This window comes from Citrobacter enshiensis (assembly GCF_029338175.1).
Taxonomy (GTDB): domain Bacteria; phylum Pseudomonadota; class Gammaproteobacteria; order Enterobacterales; family Enterobacteriaceae; genus Citrobacter_D; species Citrobacter_D enshiensis.
This window is the reverse complement of record NZ_CP119862.1, coordinates 4,618,868-4,634,814: the sequence shown is the minus strand read 5'-3', so window position 1 is coordinate 4,634,814 and position 15,947 is coordinate 4,618,868. Positions and strand designations below refer to the sequence as shown.

The 15,947-nt window shown below is 53.0% G+C and carries 11 protein-coding genes and 2 pseudogenes; 6 read left to right on the top strand and 7 right to left on the bottom strand.

Annotated elements, in window-relative coordinates:
* The first annotated feature begins 79 nt into the window (after positions 1–79).
* The gene (locus P2W74_RS22015; protein WP_276293225.1) at positions 80–994 is read left to right on the top strand and encodes a DMT family transporter; all 915 of its coding nucleotides are present in this window, start codon (positions 80–82) and stop codon (positions 992–994) included.
* 81 nt (positions 995–1,075) lie between these two features.
* Here P2W74_RS22015 and gldA read toward each other — a convergent pair whose 3' ends face one another.
* From gldA to argE, 7 genes and pseudogenes are all read right to left on the bottom strand, one after another.
* On the bottom strand, positions 1,076–2,179 hold the full coding sequence (gene gldA / locus P2W74_RS22010) for a bifunctional L-1,2-propanediol dehydrogenase/glycerol dehydrogenase (RefSeq protein WP_276293224.1): 1,104 nt from the start codon (positions 2,177–2,179) through the stop codon (positions 1,076–1,078).
* Positions 2,180–2,191: 12 nt separating this feature from the next.
* Positions 2,192–2,854 (bottom strand): fructose-6-phosphate aldolase, encoded by a 663-nt coding sequence (gene fsa / locus P2W74_RS22005; protein ID WP_276293223.1) that lies wholly within the window; start codon positions 2,852–2,854, stop codon positions 2,192–2,194.
* 11 nt (positions 2,855–2,865) lie between these two features.
* A pseudogene (locus P2W74_RS23745) lies at positions 2,866–2,934 on the bottom strand (PTS sugar transporter subunit IIA); the annotation flags it as partial.
* 412 nt (positions 2,935–3,346) lie between these two features.
* A complete protein-coding gene (locus P2W74_RS21995) occupies positions 3,347–4,207 on the bottom strand; it encodes an AraC family transcriptional regulator (protein WP_276293222.1) in 861 nt (286 codons plus the stop codon).
* Between the two features lie 98 nt (positions 4,208–4,305).
* Positions 4,306–6,039 (bottom strand): phosphoethanolamine transferase CptA, encoded by a 1,734-nt coding sequence (locus P2W74_RS21990; RefSeq protein ID WP_276293221.1) that lies wholly within the window; start codon positions 6,037–6,039, stop codon positions 4,306–4,308.
* A gap of 186 nt (positions 6,040–6,225) precedes the next feature.
* On the bottom strand, positions 6,226–8,877 hold the full coding sequence (gene ppc / locus P2W74_RS21985; protein WP_276293220.1) for a phosphoenolpyruvate carboxylase: 2,652 nt from the start codon (positions 8,875–8,877) through the stop codon (positions 6,226–6,228).
* A 344-nt stretch (positions 8,878–9,221) separates the two neighbouring features.
* Positions 9,222–10,373 carry an acetylornithine deacetylase gene (argE, locus tag P2W74_RS21980; protein ID WP_276293219.1) on the bottom strand — a complete coding sequence of 384 codons (1,152 nt, stop codon included), beginning with the start codon at positions 10,371–10,373 and terminating at the stop codon, positions 9,222–9,224.
* A 178-nt stretch (positions 10,374–10,551) separates the two neighbouring features.
* On the opposite strand from argE, the gene argC reads away from it, so the two are divergent.
* The 5 genes and pseudogenes from argC to P2W74_RS21955 all read left to right on the top strand — a co-directional run bounded on the left by argC (position 10,552) and on the right by P2W74_RS21955 (position 15,907).
* The gene (gene argC / locus P2W74_RS21975; RefSeq protein WP_276293218.1) at positions 10,552–11,556 is read left to right on the top strand and encodes an N-acetyl-gamma-glutamyl-phosphate reductase; all 1,005 of its coding nucleotides are present in this window, start codon (positions 10,552–10,554) and stop codon (positions 11,554–11,556) included.
* Positions 11,557–11,563: 7 nt separating this feature from the next.
* On the top strand, positions 11,564–12,340 hold the full coding sequence (gene argB / locus P2W74_RS21970) for an acetylglutamate kinase (RefSeq protein WP_276293217.1): 777 nt from the start codon (positions 11,564–11,566) through the stop codon (positions 12,338–12,340).
* A gap of 117 nt (positions 12,341–12,457) precedes the next feature.
* Positions 12,458–13,831, top strand: coding sequence for an argininosuccinate lyase (gene argH / locus P2W74_RS21965; RefSeq protein ID WP_276293216.1), 1,374 nt, complete (start codon positions 12,458–12,460; stop codon positions 13,829–13,831).
* Between the two features lie 544 nt (positions 13,832–14,375).
* Positions 14,376–14,507, top strand: a pseudogene (locus P2W74_RS23740) (bifunctional D-altronate/D-mannonate dehydratase); the annotation flags it as partial.
* Between the two features lie 116 nt (positions 14,508–14,623).
* Positions 14,624–15,907, top strand: coding sequence for an MFS transporter (locus P2W74_RS21955; RefSeq protein ID WP_203359356.1), 1,284 nt, complete (start codon positions 14,624–14,626; stop codon positions 15,905–15,907).
* The last annotated feature ends 40 nt before the right edge of the window (positions 15,908–15,947 follow it).

The window sequence follows — 15,947 nt, the reverse complement described above, 5'->3', positions numbered from 1 at the left end:
CGGCGGCGTGATTGTCGTCGCTGAAGTGTATTTGTCGGCGTATAGTATTTTCAGGGAACGCCAATTTACTGGATTTATCATGTCAGCCTCAGGAAAGAGTCACTCACTGGCAATCAGTGGTCTTATCATCCTCACCCTTATCTGGAGCTATAGCTGGATCTTTATGAAGCAAGTCACGGCCTATATTGGCGCGTTCGACTTCACTTCACTGCGCTGTATCTTCGGAGCCTTAATATTATTTCTCGTACTGCTCTTACGCGGCCGTGGGCTGCGTCCAACGCCGTTCAAATATACGCTGGCGATTGCGCTATTACAGACCTGCGGCATGATAGGGCTGGCGCAGTGGGCGCTGATGAGCGGCGGTGCGGGGAAGGTGGCTATTCTGACCTATACCATGCCGTTTTGGGTGGTGATTCTGGCGGCGCTGTTTCTGGGCGAACGACTACGGCGTTTGCAATACGCGGCGATTATGATTGCGGCAATCGGTTTACTGCTGGTGATGCAGCCGTGGCAGCTGGATTACTCCTCGCTGAAGAGCGCGTTGCTGGCGATCCTTTCCGGAGTAAGCTGGGGAGCGAGCGCCATTGTCGCCAAGCGGATGTATGCCCGCCATCCTCACATTGATTTACTCGCGTTAACCGCATGGCAGATGTTGTATGCGGCGCTGATCATGAGCGCTGTGGCCTGGTGGGTTCCGCAACCCGAGGTTGACTGGCAACCCATCGTATTCTGGGCGCTGGGCTATAGCGCTATTCTGGCGACGGCGCTGGCCTGGAGTTTGTGGCTGTTTGTTCTGAGGAATCTGCCCGCCAGTATTGCCAGCTTAAGTACCCTGGCGGTTCCGGTTTGCGGCGTTCTGTTTTCCTGGTGGCTGCTCGGTGAAAACCCCGGCGTCGTGGAAGGTGGCGGCATTATGCTGATCGTTCTGGCGCTGGCAATCGTCAGCTATAAAAAGCGTGAGGCGCAGGTGCAAAAGGTGACGTCATCGTCGTGAAGGCAATCTTTCCCCGGCAATGTGCCGCCGTAAAAAGAACATAAAAAAACTCCCGGACGAGCCGGGAGTGTCAGTCGGGTTTTATTCCCATTCTTGCAGGAAACGCTGACCGTACTGGTCGGCAACCAACAGGGCGGCATAGACCTCATCCGGTGTGGCACCACCAGGCATGTTGTGAATCGTTTCGCCTTCTGCGCAAGAGGCTTCTGCAACCGTGCGCATTTTTGCCGGAATATCCTGTTTAATATCCAGTTGCGCCAGGGTGATAGGCAAACCGACGGAATGGCACAGCGCGGCAACGGTTTCGATCTCTTCGACCGGCGCATTTTCCAGTACCAGTTGTGTCAGCGTCCCGAAAGCGACTTTTTCACCGTGATAGTAGTGATGCGCATCCGGAATAGCCGTCAGGCCGTTGTGTATGGCATGCGCTGCCGCCAGACCGCCGCTTTCAAAGCCCACGCCGCTCAGGTAGGTGTTGGCTTCAATGACGCGCTCCAGAGCTGGCGTCACCACATGCTGCTCAGCGGCCAGCATGGCTTTTTCACCTTCCTCGATCAGCGTGTTGTAGCACAGTTCGGCCAGCGCCAGCGCCGCCTGCGTGCACTTACCACCTGCCATGGTGGTCGCACCGCTACGTGAACAGGCTCGGGCTTCAAACCAGGTCGCCAGCGCATCGCCGATACCTGCGGCTAACAGACGCGCAGGCGCGCCCGCAACGATTTTGGTATCAACGATGACCATATGCGGGTTGTGCGGCAACAGCAGGTAGCGGTCGAACTCACCCTTGTCAGTGTAGATAACGGAGAGCGCGCTGCACGGTGCGTCGGTCGAGGCAATGGTCGGCGCAATGGCAACAGGAATTCCCATAAAGTGGGCCAACGCTTTTGCGGTATCCAGCGTTTTACCGCCGCCGATACCCAGCACCGCGCCGCACTGCGCTTTTTCAGCCACGCCACGTAGGCGATCAATTTCGTTTTGCGAACATTCACCGCCAAACGGCGCAATTTCCAGCACCAGTCCGGCATCTTTAAAGCTTTTTTCCAGGGCTGTCTGGGCAAAACCTAAGACAAATTTGTCGCCGACCACCAGCCAGCGTTCCGCCATTGGTTTGAGGTAGTCGCCAAGACGGGTGATAACATCTGCACCCTGGATGTATTTACCAGGTGATTGAATAATGCGATCCATACTCTATTTCCCTCACAGGTTGATATGACCAAACGTATTTTTCCAGTCCTGCTCAAACTTCTCTATAGCCGACTCTACCGCAGGGGTATTCAGCATTTGTTGCGCTACATCTAAAGGCAGGGTGATTGCTTCGCATCCTGCCAACATGCAATCCAGCGCCTGGCGCGGGGTTTTGAAGCTGGCGGCGAGCACCATGCTTTCTGGCGCGTGAAGTTCCAGCAAGATTTGCAGTTCCTGTACCGTACGAATACCATCACCACCCTGAGCATCAATGCGGTTCACATAGGGGGCGATATATTTCGCGCCAGCCAGCGCGGCAAGTAGCCCTTGCGCTGCGCTGTACACGGCGGTACCCAGCGTAGTGATGCCTTCTTTTTTCAGCTGTTTTATGGCGGCTAACCCTTCGGACGTGACCGGGATTTTTACCACGATCCCCGGAACCGCATCGCTCAGACGTTTGGCCTCTTCCACCATGCCTTGTGCGTCTCGGCTCATTGTCTGGGCAAACAGCGTCCCTTCTTCACCAATCGCTTTTTGCAGCCGGGGCAGCACATCCCAGACGGACTCTTTACTTGCTGCCACAATGCTGGGATTCGTCGTCACCCCCGCGAGAGGAAAGAGACGCGCCAGACGTTTAACTTCCGCCACGTTGGCGGTATCCAGATACAGTTCCATAATTTGTCCTTTTACAGTTCCAGTTCGTGTTGCAGCAGGCTGGCAATCGCATCGGCAGAGGCAGCGTTAACCGGCGCGTGGTGGAATGATTGGGTACTGCCTCTCCCCATAACCGTTTTCTGGTTACAGGATAAAAGAGTTGTGCCACGCTACGCTATGTGACAAATCTGCCAAAAACTGGACAAATGTAATGTAAGTATCAAAGTGCGATATGCCTCACAAGTCGCCATAATGCGGATATCATTCTTGCTTTGATATTACAAAAATCCAGTAAATGACATTTTTATCCACTGTCTGCGCCGCGTTGGATTGCCTGTTGCTTGTCACCGCAACATGATGGACATGGGGTTGAGTCGGTGCAGATTCTGAGAAAGACCTGTTACTCGTTTAACGGAGGTGGATATCCGTCGGGCATTAATGCCTTTTTTCGCGAGCCGCAGCGCGTGATGCGTGCGGCGCGTAAACTTCTCACGGCACCGCAGCATACCCACCTCATTCTGGAGTCACGTCCTTCTCTGTGAGCTGGCTGTGGTATTGCCGACGATACTCTGACGGTGAACGCTCCGTATTTTTACGAAACAGGCGACAGAAATAGTTGCTGTCGACAAACCCGCAGGTGTGGGCCACTTCTTTGACTTTAAGATCGTAACCTTTGAGCAGCGTCTTCGCATGCTCCAGCCGTGTGTGGTTCAGGTATTCGTTAAAGCCGATGGCGCCGGTTTTTTGAAACAGGTGCGAGAGGTAGTTTGGCGAGATGTAGAAGGCCTGGGCGACAGATTCCCGGGTGAGCGGCGTGGCGTAGTGTTCATCAATATAGTCGCGAATGGCTTCGAAAAGCGCGTGGCTTCGTGATGCGGTTTGGATCTGACTGCCGAGCAGATCGCGGCAATGGCTCAGCAGGCTGGCCACGATCAGTCTGGCGGTCTGCTGTTCCTGCGGCTGCATTTGCATTTCATTCAGCGTTTGCAGCAAGAAAGAGCCAATGCGGGGGCCACGGCGCGCCACATTCTGTTTGGCCAGATTTTGGTATCGCTTTCCGTCCCAGTGAACGACGCTGAAACCTAACTGCTGCTTGCCAAACAGGATACTGAGCGTGGTGACAGGCGTATTCCATTGCGGAAAATTCCAGCCGCCAGCCGGGACGTACAGAACGTCGCCGGGTGTCAGCGCGGCAGGAATCCCAGAGATCCCTGCATCAACGAACTCACCTTCCAGCACAATCTCCAGACGCGGAAAATCGACCCGATAAGCCAGCTCGGGGATCGGGGCGTTGGCAGTGGCGAAATATATCTGGCGCAGCGCCGTTGGGCCATTAATGAGACGAGAAAGAAGGTGGCTGACGTCGTGATACATATTGATCCCTTACCTGGCGCTGACAGGGCAACATTAACTGGCATCATAAAAAAAGGCCACTCTAAAAAGAGTGGCCTTCAATCTGCCAACGACGTCTGTTACTGATTACCGACCTGATCCCCATACGGTAGGGTGTCGTAATCAAACAGCGCGTTTTTCTTGTAGGGATTGCCAATCCAGCGCGTAATTTCTTTAAATTGCGGGCTGGTGACGGAACGCGTTGGGTCATAGCCGTCGTAGGTTAGTCCTGCTAAGTCAGACCAGGTGTGGATAAGCTCGGAGCTGCTGTACTTACGATCGACATCCTGTGATAAATCACGCGGATGCGCAGCCTGCCATTTTTCCGACGTCCACAACAGGAACGGCACCGTATACATACGGCGCGTTGGGTTGTCTTCATTGCGCCCCTGTGTTTTATGCGGTGGCGTGTCGTACACCTCTTCGCCGTGATCGGAGAAGTAGAGCAGGAAGCCGTTCGGATCGGTTGCTTTGTAGTCTTTAATCAGACTGGCGACAACGTGATCGTTATACAGGTTGGCGTTATCGTAATCGTTATACGACTCCAGCTCTTCGTCGCTCAGGCCCGCAGGGACGTTATCGGTCTTACCATCAAACTTGCCCTGGTTTTCCGGGTAGCGAAATTTGTACTTAATGTGGGTACCCAGCAGGTGAACGATAATGAATTTCTTCGGTGCCGGGTCTGCCATCACTTCTTTAAACGGTGCCAGCACGTTGGTGTCATATTCACGGGCACTTTGAGTGCGTTGCTGGTTCATGTAGAACTGCTTGTCGGTCTGTTTTGAGAACACGGTCAGCATGGTGTTACGGGCGGTCATCGTCTGCTGATTGGTGATCCAGAAGGTCTTATAGCCCGCCTGTTTCATCATGTTCATCAGTGACGGTTTCGACAGATACAGATCCGGGTTCTTTTCATTGGCGAAGGTCAGCGCCTGCTGCAGGATCTCAATCGTGTATGGCCGTGAGGTCACCACGTTATTGAAGACGGTCAGCTTAGGGTCTGATTTGTGCAGGGCGTCCAGTTCCGGCGTGGTTTCACGCGGGTAGCCGTACAAACTCATGCGGCCACGTTGGGTGGACTCGCCAATCACCAGGACAAGTGTGCGCGGAGCATCGCCGGAGTTGTCTTTAAAGTTCGCCAGCGGCGGCAGCGCGCCATTCTCATTCAGTAAGCTGTTCAGCGACGTGAGCTGCTGACGATACTGATAATACCCGGAGATAAACTGCCATGGCGCGGCGGGCTCCATACGGGATGCCAGACCGTCCAGCGACTTCTCGAAAGGTTTATCTTTGATGAGCGTATTGGCGGCAAGGGGATGCAGTACCAGTCCGTATAGCAGAGCGAACGAGACCAGCCAGCGCCAGGGCGACGGAATATAGACCGGGCGTAAGCGCGTCCACAGCAAAATCGCGATAGCCGTATATGCCAGCGCGATGAGGACTATTTTCAGGCTGAAATACTGGCTCAGAAACTCGCTGGCTTCGTTCGCATTGGTTTCGAACATCACGAACAGCACGCTTTGCGAGAACTCTTGCCCGTAAATGACGTAATAGCTCAACGCGGCCAGTGACGCCGCCCATAGCACGATGCCAATGACGGCAGCGATGATGCGGATACGGTTTGGAAACAGGAAAACAGGGATTAGCCACAGCGAACTGAACAACATCGAGTCACGTAACCCGTTGGTTCCACTGTAACCGCTAAGAAGGATAATGGCCTGTAATAATGTGGAAAAGAACCAAAAATAGAGAAGCGCCCAGCCTAGAGCTTTCCAGCTGAATGCTGGCTTAGGCTGGAATTTTATGGATTGCATATAGTGAGCCTGTCTTTAATTGTGGCGCCAAACGTAGCACCGGAACCTTAAGAGAATCTGAACCATCAAGACGAATAATAAATATCCATGGGTGAATAAAATACAGACAGAAATATATTGAATAAGCAGAAAATATGACAGCAGAATTTTGGCCCCTTCGCGCAAAAACGCGAAGGGGCGGGGGAATTAGCCAGTATTGCGCATGCCGGCAGCCACGCCAGCGATGGTGACCATCAGCGCTTGTTCAACGCGCGGATCAGGTTCTTTACCCTGTTCTTCCGCCAGGCGCGAGCGGTGTAACAACTCTGCCTGCAGGACGTTCAGCGGGTCAGTGTAGACGTTTCTTAACTGGATAGACTCGGCAATCCACGGCAGGTCAGCCATCAGGTGGGCGTCGTTGGCGATCGCCAGCACCACCTTGATGTCTTCTTCCTGCAGATGGCGCAACTCTTCACCCAGCGGCCACAGCTCTTTTTTGACCAGCCGCTGATCGTAGTATTCCGCCAGCCACAGGTCAGCTTTTGAGAACACCATTTCCAGCATCGCAAGACGCGTGGAGAAGAACGGCCAGTCACGACACATGGTTTCCAGTTCGCTTTGCTTGCCATCTTCGACCACTTTTTGCAGCGCGGTACCTGCACCTAACCAGGCCGGGAGCATCAGGCGGTTTTGCGTCCAGGCAAAGATCCACGGGATGGCGCGCAGTGATTCAACGCCACCGGTGGGTCGACGTTTTGCCGGACGCGAGCCAAGCGGCAATTTAGCCAGTTCCTGTTCTGGCGTTGCAGAGCGGAAATACGGCACAAAGTCTTTGTTTTCACGCACGTAGCCACGATACATGTCGCAAGAGATGACAGACAACTCATCCATAATATGACGCCAGTCTTCTTTCGGTTCCGGCGGCGGCAGCAGGTTGGCCTCCAGAATCGCGCTGGTGTACAAAGACAGACTGCTGATGGTCACTTCCGGCAGACCGTATTTGAAGCGGATCATCTCACCTTGCTCGGTGACGCGCAGTCCGCCTTTTAGGCTGCCTGGCGGTTGGGAGAGGAGCGCCGCATGGGCTGGGGCACCGCCGCGACCAATGGAGCCGCCGCGCCCATGGAACAACGTCAGCTCAATACCTGCTTTTTCACAGGTTTTGATCAGCGCGTCCTGCGCCTGATACTGCGCCCAGGACGCGGCCATCACACCGGCGTCTTTCGCGGAGTCAGAGTAGCCGATCATGACCATCTGCTTGCCCTGGATAAACCCGCGATACCAGTCGATATTCAACAACTGCGTCATCACGCTATCGGCATTGTTCAGGTCATCCAGCGTTTCGAACAGTGGCGCAACAGGCATGGCAAAGCCAATGCCGGCTTCTTTCAACAGCAGATGAACGGCCAGTACGTCAGACGGGGTTTTTGCCATCGAAATGACGTAAGCGGCGATGGAACCGAGCGGTGCTTCGGCGATGACCTGGCAGGTATCAAGCACTTCGCGGGTTTCATTGCTCGGCTCCCATTGACGCGGCAACAGCGGACGTTTGGAGTTCAGTTCGCGGATCAGGAAGGCCTGCTTGTCGGCTTCTGACCAGTTTTCATAATCGCCAAGACCCAGGTAACGGGTCAATTCACCCAGCGCTTCAGTATGACGGGTGCTCTCCTGACGGATATCAATGCGGACCAGCGGTACGCCAAAGCATTTTACGCGGCGAAGGGTGTCGAGGAGTTCGCCGTTGGCGATGATGCCCATACCACATGCCTGAAGCGACTGATAACAGGCGTACAGAGGCTCCCATAGCTGTTCGTTTTGGGTCAGTAGACCTGCCGGTTTCGGCAGTTTTTCACCTTTCAGGCGGGCTTCCAGCCAGGACTGTGTCGCCATCAGGCGCGAACGCAGATTTTTCATCAGGTAGCGGTAAGGCTCCGATGCACCTTCTTCACCCACCAGTTCCAGGAGCGCAGGCGTGGCATCGACCATGGACAGTTCGGAAATTAAAAATTGAATGTCTTTCAGGAAGAGGTCGGTGGCTTTCCAGCGACTTAGCAACATCACATGGCGGGTAATATCTGCCGTTACGTTTGGGTTGCCGTCACGGTCACCGCCCATCCAGGAGGTAAAACGGACGGGAACGAAATCAACCGGCAGTGTGTAACCCAGATTCTCTTCGAGCTGTTCGTTCAGCTCACGCAGGTAGTTAGGTACCCCCTGCCACAGACTGTTTTCAACAACGGCAAAGCCCCATTTGGCTTCATCCACCGGGCTTGGGCGTAGCTTACGGATCTCATCGGTATGCCAGGACTGGGCGATCAGCTGACGCAGACGGCGCATCAGTTGATGACGTTCGTAATCGACGATGTCTTTGTTATCAAGCTGCTTCAGGCAGGCGTTAACTTCACCCATTTTATGAATCAGCGTGCGGCGAGTGATCTCTGTCGGGTGTGCGGTGAGCACCAGTTCCAGGGACAAGGACTCCACGGCCTTTCTGATGGTGGCTTCATCGAGATTGGGTTGGTTTTTCAGTTTACGCAGGGTGCGGGCGATCACTTCCGGGTTGCTGGCAGCTTCGCCATGCGGCGAAATACTGTGGTATTGCTCAGCGGTGTTGGCCAGATTCAGAAACTGACTGAACGCACGGGCAACCGGTAAAAGCTCGTCGTTGGACAGATTCTGTAGCGTAGTGAGCAACTCCTGGCGGTTGGCTTCATTGCCAGCACGAGAAGATTTCGACAGCTTACGGATTGTTTCTACGCGATCAAGAATGCTCTCTCCCAACGCATCTTTGATGGTTTCTCCCAGCACTTTGCCGAGCATACTGACATTACTACGCAACGCGGAATATTGTTCGTTCATATGACCCCAGACACCCCATCTTTAATTTGATTGCCCTGTATCTTTCACGCCGCAGCGGTGCTGGCTGCGCTCGCCCACCTGGGTCACTGGCTGATGTCAGTTCCCTGGAAAGTGCTTGTGCGCGGCCTTGCTGCAATATGGAATCTTTCGGACATTGTTCTTTGTCGTCTTTTATAAAGCCACGTAAAAGACGTGGCGTCAATTGCTGCGAAATCGGTTCAGCAAACGAATATATGGCAGCAATTTACGCTATTTAATTCAGCAAGAATCAGATAAGCATTGCTAATAGAAATGTAAAGACATCGCCTCGCGTATTCCCTTCGGATGAGCGAGGCGAGGGATCGTTAATGCCAGCAGAAGTGATGTACCACTTGAGTGATCAATTCACGGGTTGGCTTAATGAAGCGGGTTTCCAGATACTCATCCGGCTGGTGGGCCTGGTTAATGGAACCCGGTCCGAGCACCAGCGTTGGGCATAGCGTCTGGATAAACGGCGCTTCGGTGCAGTAGTTCACCACGTCCGTTTGCGTCCCCAGCAGCTTTTCGACCACTTCAACCAGTTGATGATTGGGCGGACACTCATAGCCTGGGATGGGCGGGTGCAATTCTGACACCGTCAGGCGACCAGGCCAGCGTTCGCTCACCGGTGCCAGAGCATCATTGAGCAGGCCGTTAAGATCATTCAGCGTCATGCCCGGCAGCGGACGGATATCCATATGCAGTTCACAACACGCACAGATGCGGTTCGCTGCATCACCGCCATGAATATGACCCAGATTTAACGTTGGGTACGGGACGGTAAACGCCTCGTAGTGATAACGTTCTTTCAGGTCGTCACGCAGTTGCATGATGCGGCCAATAGCGTCATGCATCAGTTCAATTGCGTTAACGCCGCGCGCCGGATCGCTGGAGTGTCCCGACTGACCCAGAATGCGTATCGCATTTGAAATATGGCCTTTGTGGGCGCGTACCGGTTGCAGCGATGTCGGTTCGCCAATAATCGCGCAGTCCGGGCGCAGAGAGGAGGTCTCCGCAAAATAGCGTGCGCCCGCCATGCTGGTTTCTTCATCGGCGGTCGCCAGAATGTAGAGCGGTTTCTTCAGCTTTGTCACATCCATGTCGCGTAGGGCGTCGAGAATAAACGCGAAGAAACCTTTCATGTCAGCCGTGCCCAGACCGTAGAGCTTATTGTCGTGTTCGGTCAGCGTGAAAGGGTCGCGCGTCCAGCGTCCATCATCAAACGGTACCGTGTCGGTATGCCCAGCCAGCAACAGGCCACCGGCACCTTGTCCGGCGCTTGCCAGCATATTGAATTTATTGCGGGTACCGGGGACGGGCTGAACTTCAACCTGAAAGCCCAAATCTTTAAACCATTCAGCCAGCAGAGTGATTAAAGACGCATTGCTTTGATCCAGCGCTTCTTCGGTTGCGCTAATCGATGGTGTGGCAATCAGAGCGCGGTAAATCTCGATAAATGGCGGTAAATCGTTTTTCATTGTTGACACACCTTAGGTCATGATAGTATCAATATTCATGCAGTATTTGTGAATAAAAATACAATAACGTTAAGCGTAATAAAACCCACCAAGTGTAAGGTGAGGTGAAAAACCTTAACCCGGTGAGGAAGATTCCCGTCTTCCCGATCACATAGACGTAAGAAGGTGAACAGCCCCGATGTTGAATACGCTGATTGTGGGTGCCAGTGGTTACGCTGGCGCAGAGCTTGTGACCTATGTAAATCGCCATCCTGATATGACCATAACCGCTTTGACCGTCTCAGCGCAAAGCAATGATGCAGGAAAATTAATCTCCGATTTACATCCGCAGTTAAAGGGCATTGTCGATTTGGCGTTGCAACCGATGTCTGATATTAGCGAGTTTAGCGCAGGGGTGGATGTGGTGTTCCTCGCCACTGCCCATGAGGTGAGCCACGATCTCGCGCCGCAATTTCTGGCGGCAGGCTGTGTGGTGTTCGACCTCTCCGGTGCGTTCCGCGTTAATGATGGCGCCTTCTACGAGACATATTATGGTTTTACGCATCAGCACCCTGAACTGCTGGAGCAGGCGGTGTACGGTCTGGCTGAGTGGAGCGCCGATAAACTGAAAGAGGCAAACCTGATTGCCGTACCGGGGTGTTATCCCACGGCAGCGCAGTTATCGCTGAAACCGCTGATTGATGCCGATCTTCTTGAACTCTCCCAGTGGCCGGTGATTAACGCCACCAGCGGCGTGAGCGGTGCCGGGCGCAAGGCCGCAATTTCGAATAGCTTCTGCGAAGTGAGCCTGCAACCGTACGGCGTGTTTACTCACCGCCATCAGCCGGAAATCGCAACGCATCTGGGGGCAGACGTGATCTTCACGCCGCATCTGGGTAACTTCCCACGGGGCATTCTGGAAACCATTACCTGCCGCCTGAAACCGGGTGTCACGCAGGCTCAGGTAGGGCAGGTATTGCAGCAGGCGTATGGCGATAAACCGCTGGTGCGTCTGTATGACAAAGGCGTTCCGGCGCTGAAGAACGTTGTTGGGTTACCGTTCTGCGATATCGGATTCGCAGTGCAGGGTGAGCACCTGATTATTGTGGCGACCGAAGACAACTTATTGAAAGGCGCAGCGGCGCAGGCCATGCAGTGCGCTAACATCCGTTTTGGCTTTGCCGAAACGCAGTCTCTTATTTAAGGGTGCAATGATGAATCCATTGATTATCAAGCTGGGCGGCGTATTACTGGATAGCGAAGAAGCGCTGGAGCGTCTGTTTACCGCGCTGGTGAACTATCGTGAGTCGCATCAGCGTCCGCTGGTCATCGTGCATGGCGGTGGCTGTGTGGTGGATGAGCTGATGAAAGGGCTCAACCTGCCGGTGAAAAAGAAAAACGGCCTGCGTGTAACGCCTGCCGACCAGATCAACATTATTACCGGCGCGCTGGCGGGAACGGCAAACAAAACCCTGCTGGCGTGGGCGAAGAAACATCATATTGCCTCCGTAGGTCTTTATCTTGGCGACGGTGACAGCGTAAAAGTGACTCAGCTCGACGAAGCGTTAGGCCATGTTGGACTGGCGCAGCCGGGTTCGCCTAAGCTGATTAACACCCTGCTGGAAAGTGGTTTTCTGCCGGTGGTTAGCTCAATCGGCGTGACCGAAGAAGGCCAGCTGATGAACGTTAACGCCGATCAGGCGGCGACAGCGCTGGCGGCAACGCTCGGCGCGGATCTCATCCTGCTCTCCGATGTGAGCGGGATTCTCGATGGGAAAGGTCAGCGTATTGCGGAAATCACTGCCGACAAAGCGGAGCAACTGATTGATCAGGGTATCATTACTGATGGCATGATTGTGAAGGTGAATGCGGCTCTGGATGCGGCGCGGACGCTGGGTCGTCCGGTGGATATCGCCTCCTGGCGTCATGCGGAACAGCTTCCGGCGCTGTTTAATGGTACGCCGATCGGTACGCGTATTTTGGCGTAATCTATTTCTGTGCCCGATGGCGGCTGCGCCTGATCGGGTCAACGTAAACAAAACGTGTAGGCCGGATAAGCGAAGCGCCATCCGGCAATAAATTTCAAGAAATTAAGGAAGCATGTTATGGCACTTTGGGGTGGGCGTTTTACACAGGCTGCGGATCAACGGTTCAAACAGTTCAATGACTCTTTGCGCTTCGACTATCGCCTGGCGGAGCAGGATATCGTCGGCTCTGTGGCCTGGTCCAAAGCGCTGGTGACCGTTGGCGTGTTGACCGCAGATGAACAGCTACAGCTGGAAGAAGCTCTGAACAATCTGCTGGAAGAGGTGCGTCTGGACCCGCAGCAGATCTTGAAAAGTGATGCTGAAGATATTCATAGCTGGGTGGAAGGCAAGCTGATCGACAAAGTCGGCCAGCTAGGTAAAAAGCTGCATACCGGACGTAGCCGTAACGATCAGGTCGCGACCGATCTGAAGTTGTGGTGCAAAGAGACCGTCGCGGAGCTGCTGAGCGCCAACCGTCAACTGCAAAGCGCATTGGTGGAAACCGCGCAAAATAACCAGGACGCGGTGATGCCGGGGTATACCCATCTTCAACGTGCGCAGCCAGTCACGTTTGCCCACTGGTGCCTGGCTTACGTTGAAATGCTGGCCCGCGATGAGAGTCGCCTGCAGGATGCGCTTAAGCGTCTGGACGTCAGCCCATTAGGTTGCGGCGCGTTGGCGGGTACCGCTTACGAGATTGACCGTGAACAGCTGGCTGGCTGGCTGGGCTTTGCGTCGGCTACCCGTAACAGCCTGGACAGCGTTTCCGATCGTGACCATGTCCTTGAACTGCTGTCCGATGCGTCTATCGGGATGGTTCACCTGTCACGCTTCGCAGAAGACCTGATTTTCTTTAATACCGGCGAAGCGGGCTTTGTTGAGCTTTCCGATCGTGTGACTTCTGGCTCTTCTCTGATGCCGCAGAAGAAAAACCCGGATGCGCTGGAACTGATCCGTGGGAAATGCGGCCGTGTGCAGGGCGCACTGACCGGCATGATGATGACGCTGAAAGGTCTGCCGCTGGCGTATAACAAAGATATGCAGGAAGACAAAGAGGGGTTGTTCGACGCGCTCGACACCTGGCTGGATTGTCTGCACATGGCGGCGCTGGTGCTGGATGGCATTCAGGTGAAGCGTCCTCGTTGCCAGGAAGCGGCGCAGCAGGGCTATGCCAATGCGACGGAACTGGCGGATTATCTGGTCGCCAAAGGCGTACCGTTCCGCGAAGCGCATCATATTGTGGGCGAAGCGGTGGTTGAAGCAATTCGCCAGGGTAAGCCGCTGGAAGCGTTGTCGCTGAAGGATTTGCAGAAGTTCAGTGCGGCGATTGGCGATGATGTTTATCCAATCCTGTCGCTGCAATCCTGTCTGGATAAACGGGCGGCAAAAGGCGGTGTTTCGCCGCAGCAGGTTGCTCAGGCGATCGACTACGCGAAGGCGCGCCTGGGTTAACGATTTCTACTCACACTCTCCGGAATATGGGAGAGTGTGAGTTTTCTGTCATATCTGAAATCTCTGCCATTCACGATACTCCTCAATCTTAACCATCCACAATCAGTCCTGATAATTAAATCATTATTTGGCATGCCATCACCCTTCTTTATTACTTCATCTGCTAATGGTTTTTCATCTCTTTTATTGCCGTATGAGTTATCGAATTTAAAGTGTTTTAATAAAGGGGGTTATGAATTTTATTGTTGCGACAGTATTAAGTGGTATCTATTGGTGATGGCTTGTTGGTAATAACGAAAACCTGTAACGTGTTATTTTAATGATTACTTAGAATAGGGTTAGAGATTCACTTACTATTATTTCTATTGTCGGATAGGTCATTTTTTATGTGATCAGTCTTCTGTTTTCAATTTTTTAATCTTGTATGGTAGTAGGTTAAAAGCATAGCATTTTAAGTGCTTATTTACATTTCAGGAAATAAACAATGAAAACTGTAGGCGCTGAAGTTTTTATGACTTGTCCGGGGCGTAATTTTATCACGCTCAATATGACGACTGATGATGGAGGCGTTGGGCCAGGTCTCTCATTTGGCGAAAAGAGAGCAGCAAAATCCCCGCATAAGCCCACATCCTTACCGGTAGCACGTCTGGAAGACGGTACGCTATGGAATGGGTAATTCTTCAAAACACAACGAATAACAACCTCCTCATCCTCTCTATTGTTATTGGTTCAGTGTGTCAATCATATTCAAAATAGTAATTGCATTTATTAATCCGCCCGGAGGAACTAAAAATGGATGTTGAAGTATCAGTTGATGCAATTAAAAATAAACCAAAACGAATTAGCAATATCCAGACGGTAACATTAGTTTTATTATTCATGGCTGGAATAGTTAATTTCTTAGATCGCTCTTCTCTGAGCGTAGCAGGTGAAGCTATTCGTGGTGAATTGGGATTATCGGCTACAGAATTTGGTGTACTACTTTCTGCATTTTCACTTTCATATGGGTTTTCACAGCTACCCTCGGGCATTTTGCTCGATCGTTTTGGCCCAAGAATTGTGTTGGGTGCCGGCTTAATTTTCTGGTCATTAATGCAAGTATTAACCGGCATGGTTAACTCATTTAGCCATTTTATCATCATGCGGATTGGCCTTGGCATCGGTGAAGCCCCTTTTATGCCTGCGGGTGTGAAATCCATTACGGACTGGTATGCGCAAAAAGAGCGAGGGACTGCGCTGGGAATTTTTAACTCCTCCACGGTTATCGGCCAGGCTATTGCGCCTCCCGCACTGGTTCTTATGCAAATTGCATGGGGGTGGAGAACCATGTTCGTCATTATTGGTGTCGCGGGGATATTGGTTGGCCTCTGCTGGTATGCCTGGTATCGCAATCGTGCGCAGTTCGTTTTGATGGATGATGAGCGGGCCTGGCTGTCTGTACCTGCCAAGCCTCGGCCTAAACTGCATTTTAAAGAATGGCTGGCGCTTTTCAGGCACCGTACCACCTGGGGGATGATTCTTGGATTTTCAGGCGTCAACTATACAGGCTGGCTCTATATTGCCTGGTTGCCGGGGTATTTACAGGCAGAGCAAGGATTTAGTTTAGCGAAGACGGGCTGGGTGGCAGCCATCCCTTTTCTTGCCGCGGCGGTGGGAATGTGGGTAAACGGGATTGCCGTAGACCGATTGGCTAAACATGGCTATGACCTTGCGAAAACGCGTAAAACGGCAATTGTTGTAGGACTGATAATGTCAGCGCTGGGGACTCTGCTGGTTGTTCAATCTTCTACGCCTGCGCAGGCCGTCGCCTTTATTTCAATGGCGCTATTCTGCGTACATTTTGCTGGCACGTCGGCCTGGGGACTGGTTCAGGTTATGGTGTCTGAAACAAAAGTGGCCTCGGTGGCCGCGATTCAAAATTTTGGTAGCTTCATTTTTGCCTCTTTTGCTCCCGTCGTTACGGGGTGGGTGGTGGATACGACCCATTCCTTTAATCTTGCACTGGTGATCGCGGCCTGCGTTACGTTTACCGGGGCGGTTTGCTATTTCTTCATTGTGAAGGATCGCATTGAGTGAAGATCGCTATTTAATGCTTCTCAGCCCCCCTTTATCGGGG

Coding starts and splice junctions, on each gene's coding strand:
- P2W74_RS21995 (WP_276293222.1), bottom strand. CDS start 4,207: ATGTATCACGACGTCAGCCACCTTCTTTCTCGTCTCATTAATGGCCCA.
- P2W74_RS22015 (WP_276293225.1), top strand. CDS start 80: ATGTCAGCCTCAGGAAAGAGTCACTCACTGGCAATCAGTGGTCTTATC.
- P2W74_RS21990 (WP_276293221.1), bottom strand. CDS start 6,039: ATGCAATCCATAAAATTCCAGCCTAAGCCAGCATTCAGCTGGAAAGCT.
- gldA (WP_276293224.1), bottom strand. CDS start 2,179: ATGGATCGCATTATTCAATCACCTGGTAAATACATCCAGGGTGCAGAT.
- argB (WP_276293217.1), top strand. CDS start 11,564: ATGATGAATCCATTGATTATCAAGCTGGGCGGCGTATTACTGGATAGC.
- argC (WP_276293218.1), top strand. CDS start 10,552: ATGTTGAATACGCTGATTGTGGGTGCCAGTGGTTACGCTGGCGCAGAG.
- argE (WP_276293219.1), bottom strand. CDS start 10,373: ATGAAAAACGATTTACCGCCATTTATCGAGATTTACCGCGCTCTGATT.
- ppc (WP_276293220.1), bottom strand. CDS start 8,877: ATGAACGAACAATATTCCGCGTTGCGTAGTAATGTCAGTATGCTCGGC.
- fsa (WP_276293223.1), bottom strand. CDS start 2,854: ATGGAACTGTATCTGGATACCGCCAACGTGGCGGAAGTTAAACGTCTG.
- P2W74_RS21955 (WP_203359356.1), top strand. CDS start 14,624: ATGGATGTTGAAGTATCAGTTGATGCAATTAAAAATAAACCAAAACGA.
- argH (WP_276293216.1), top strand. CDS start 12,458: ATGGCACTTTGGGGTGGGCGTTTTACACAGGCTGCGGATCAACGGTTC.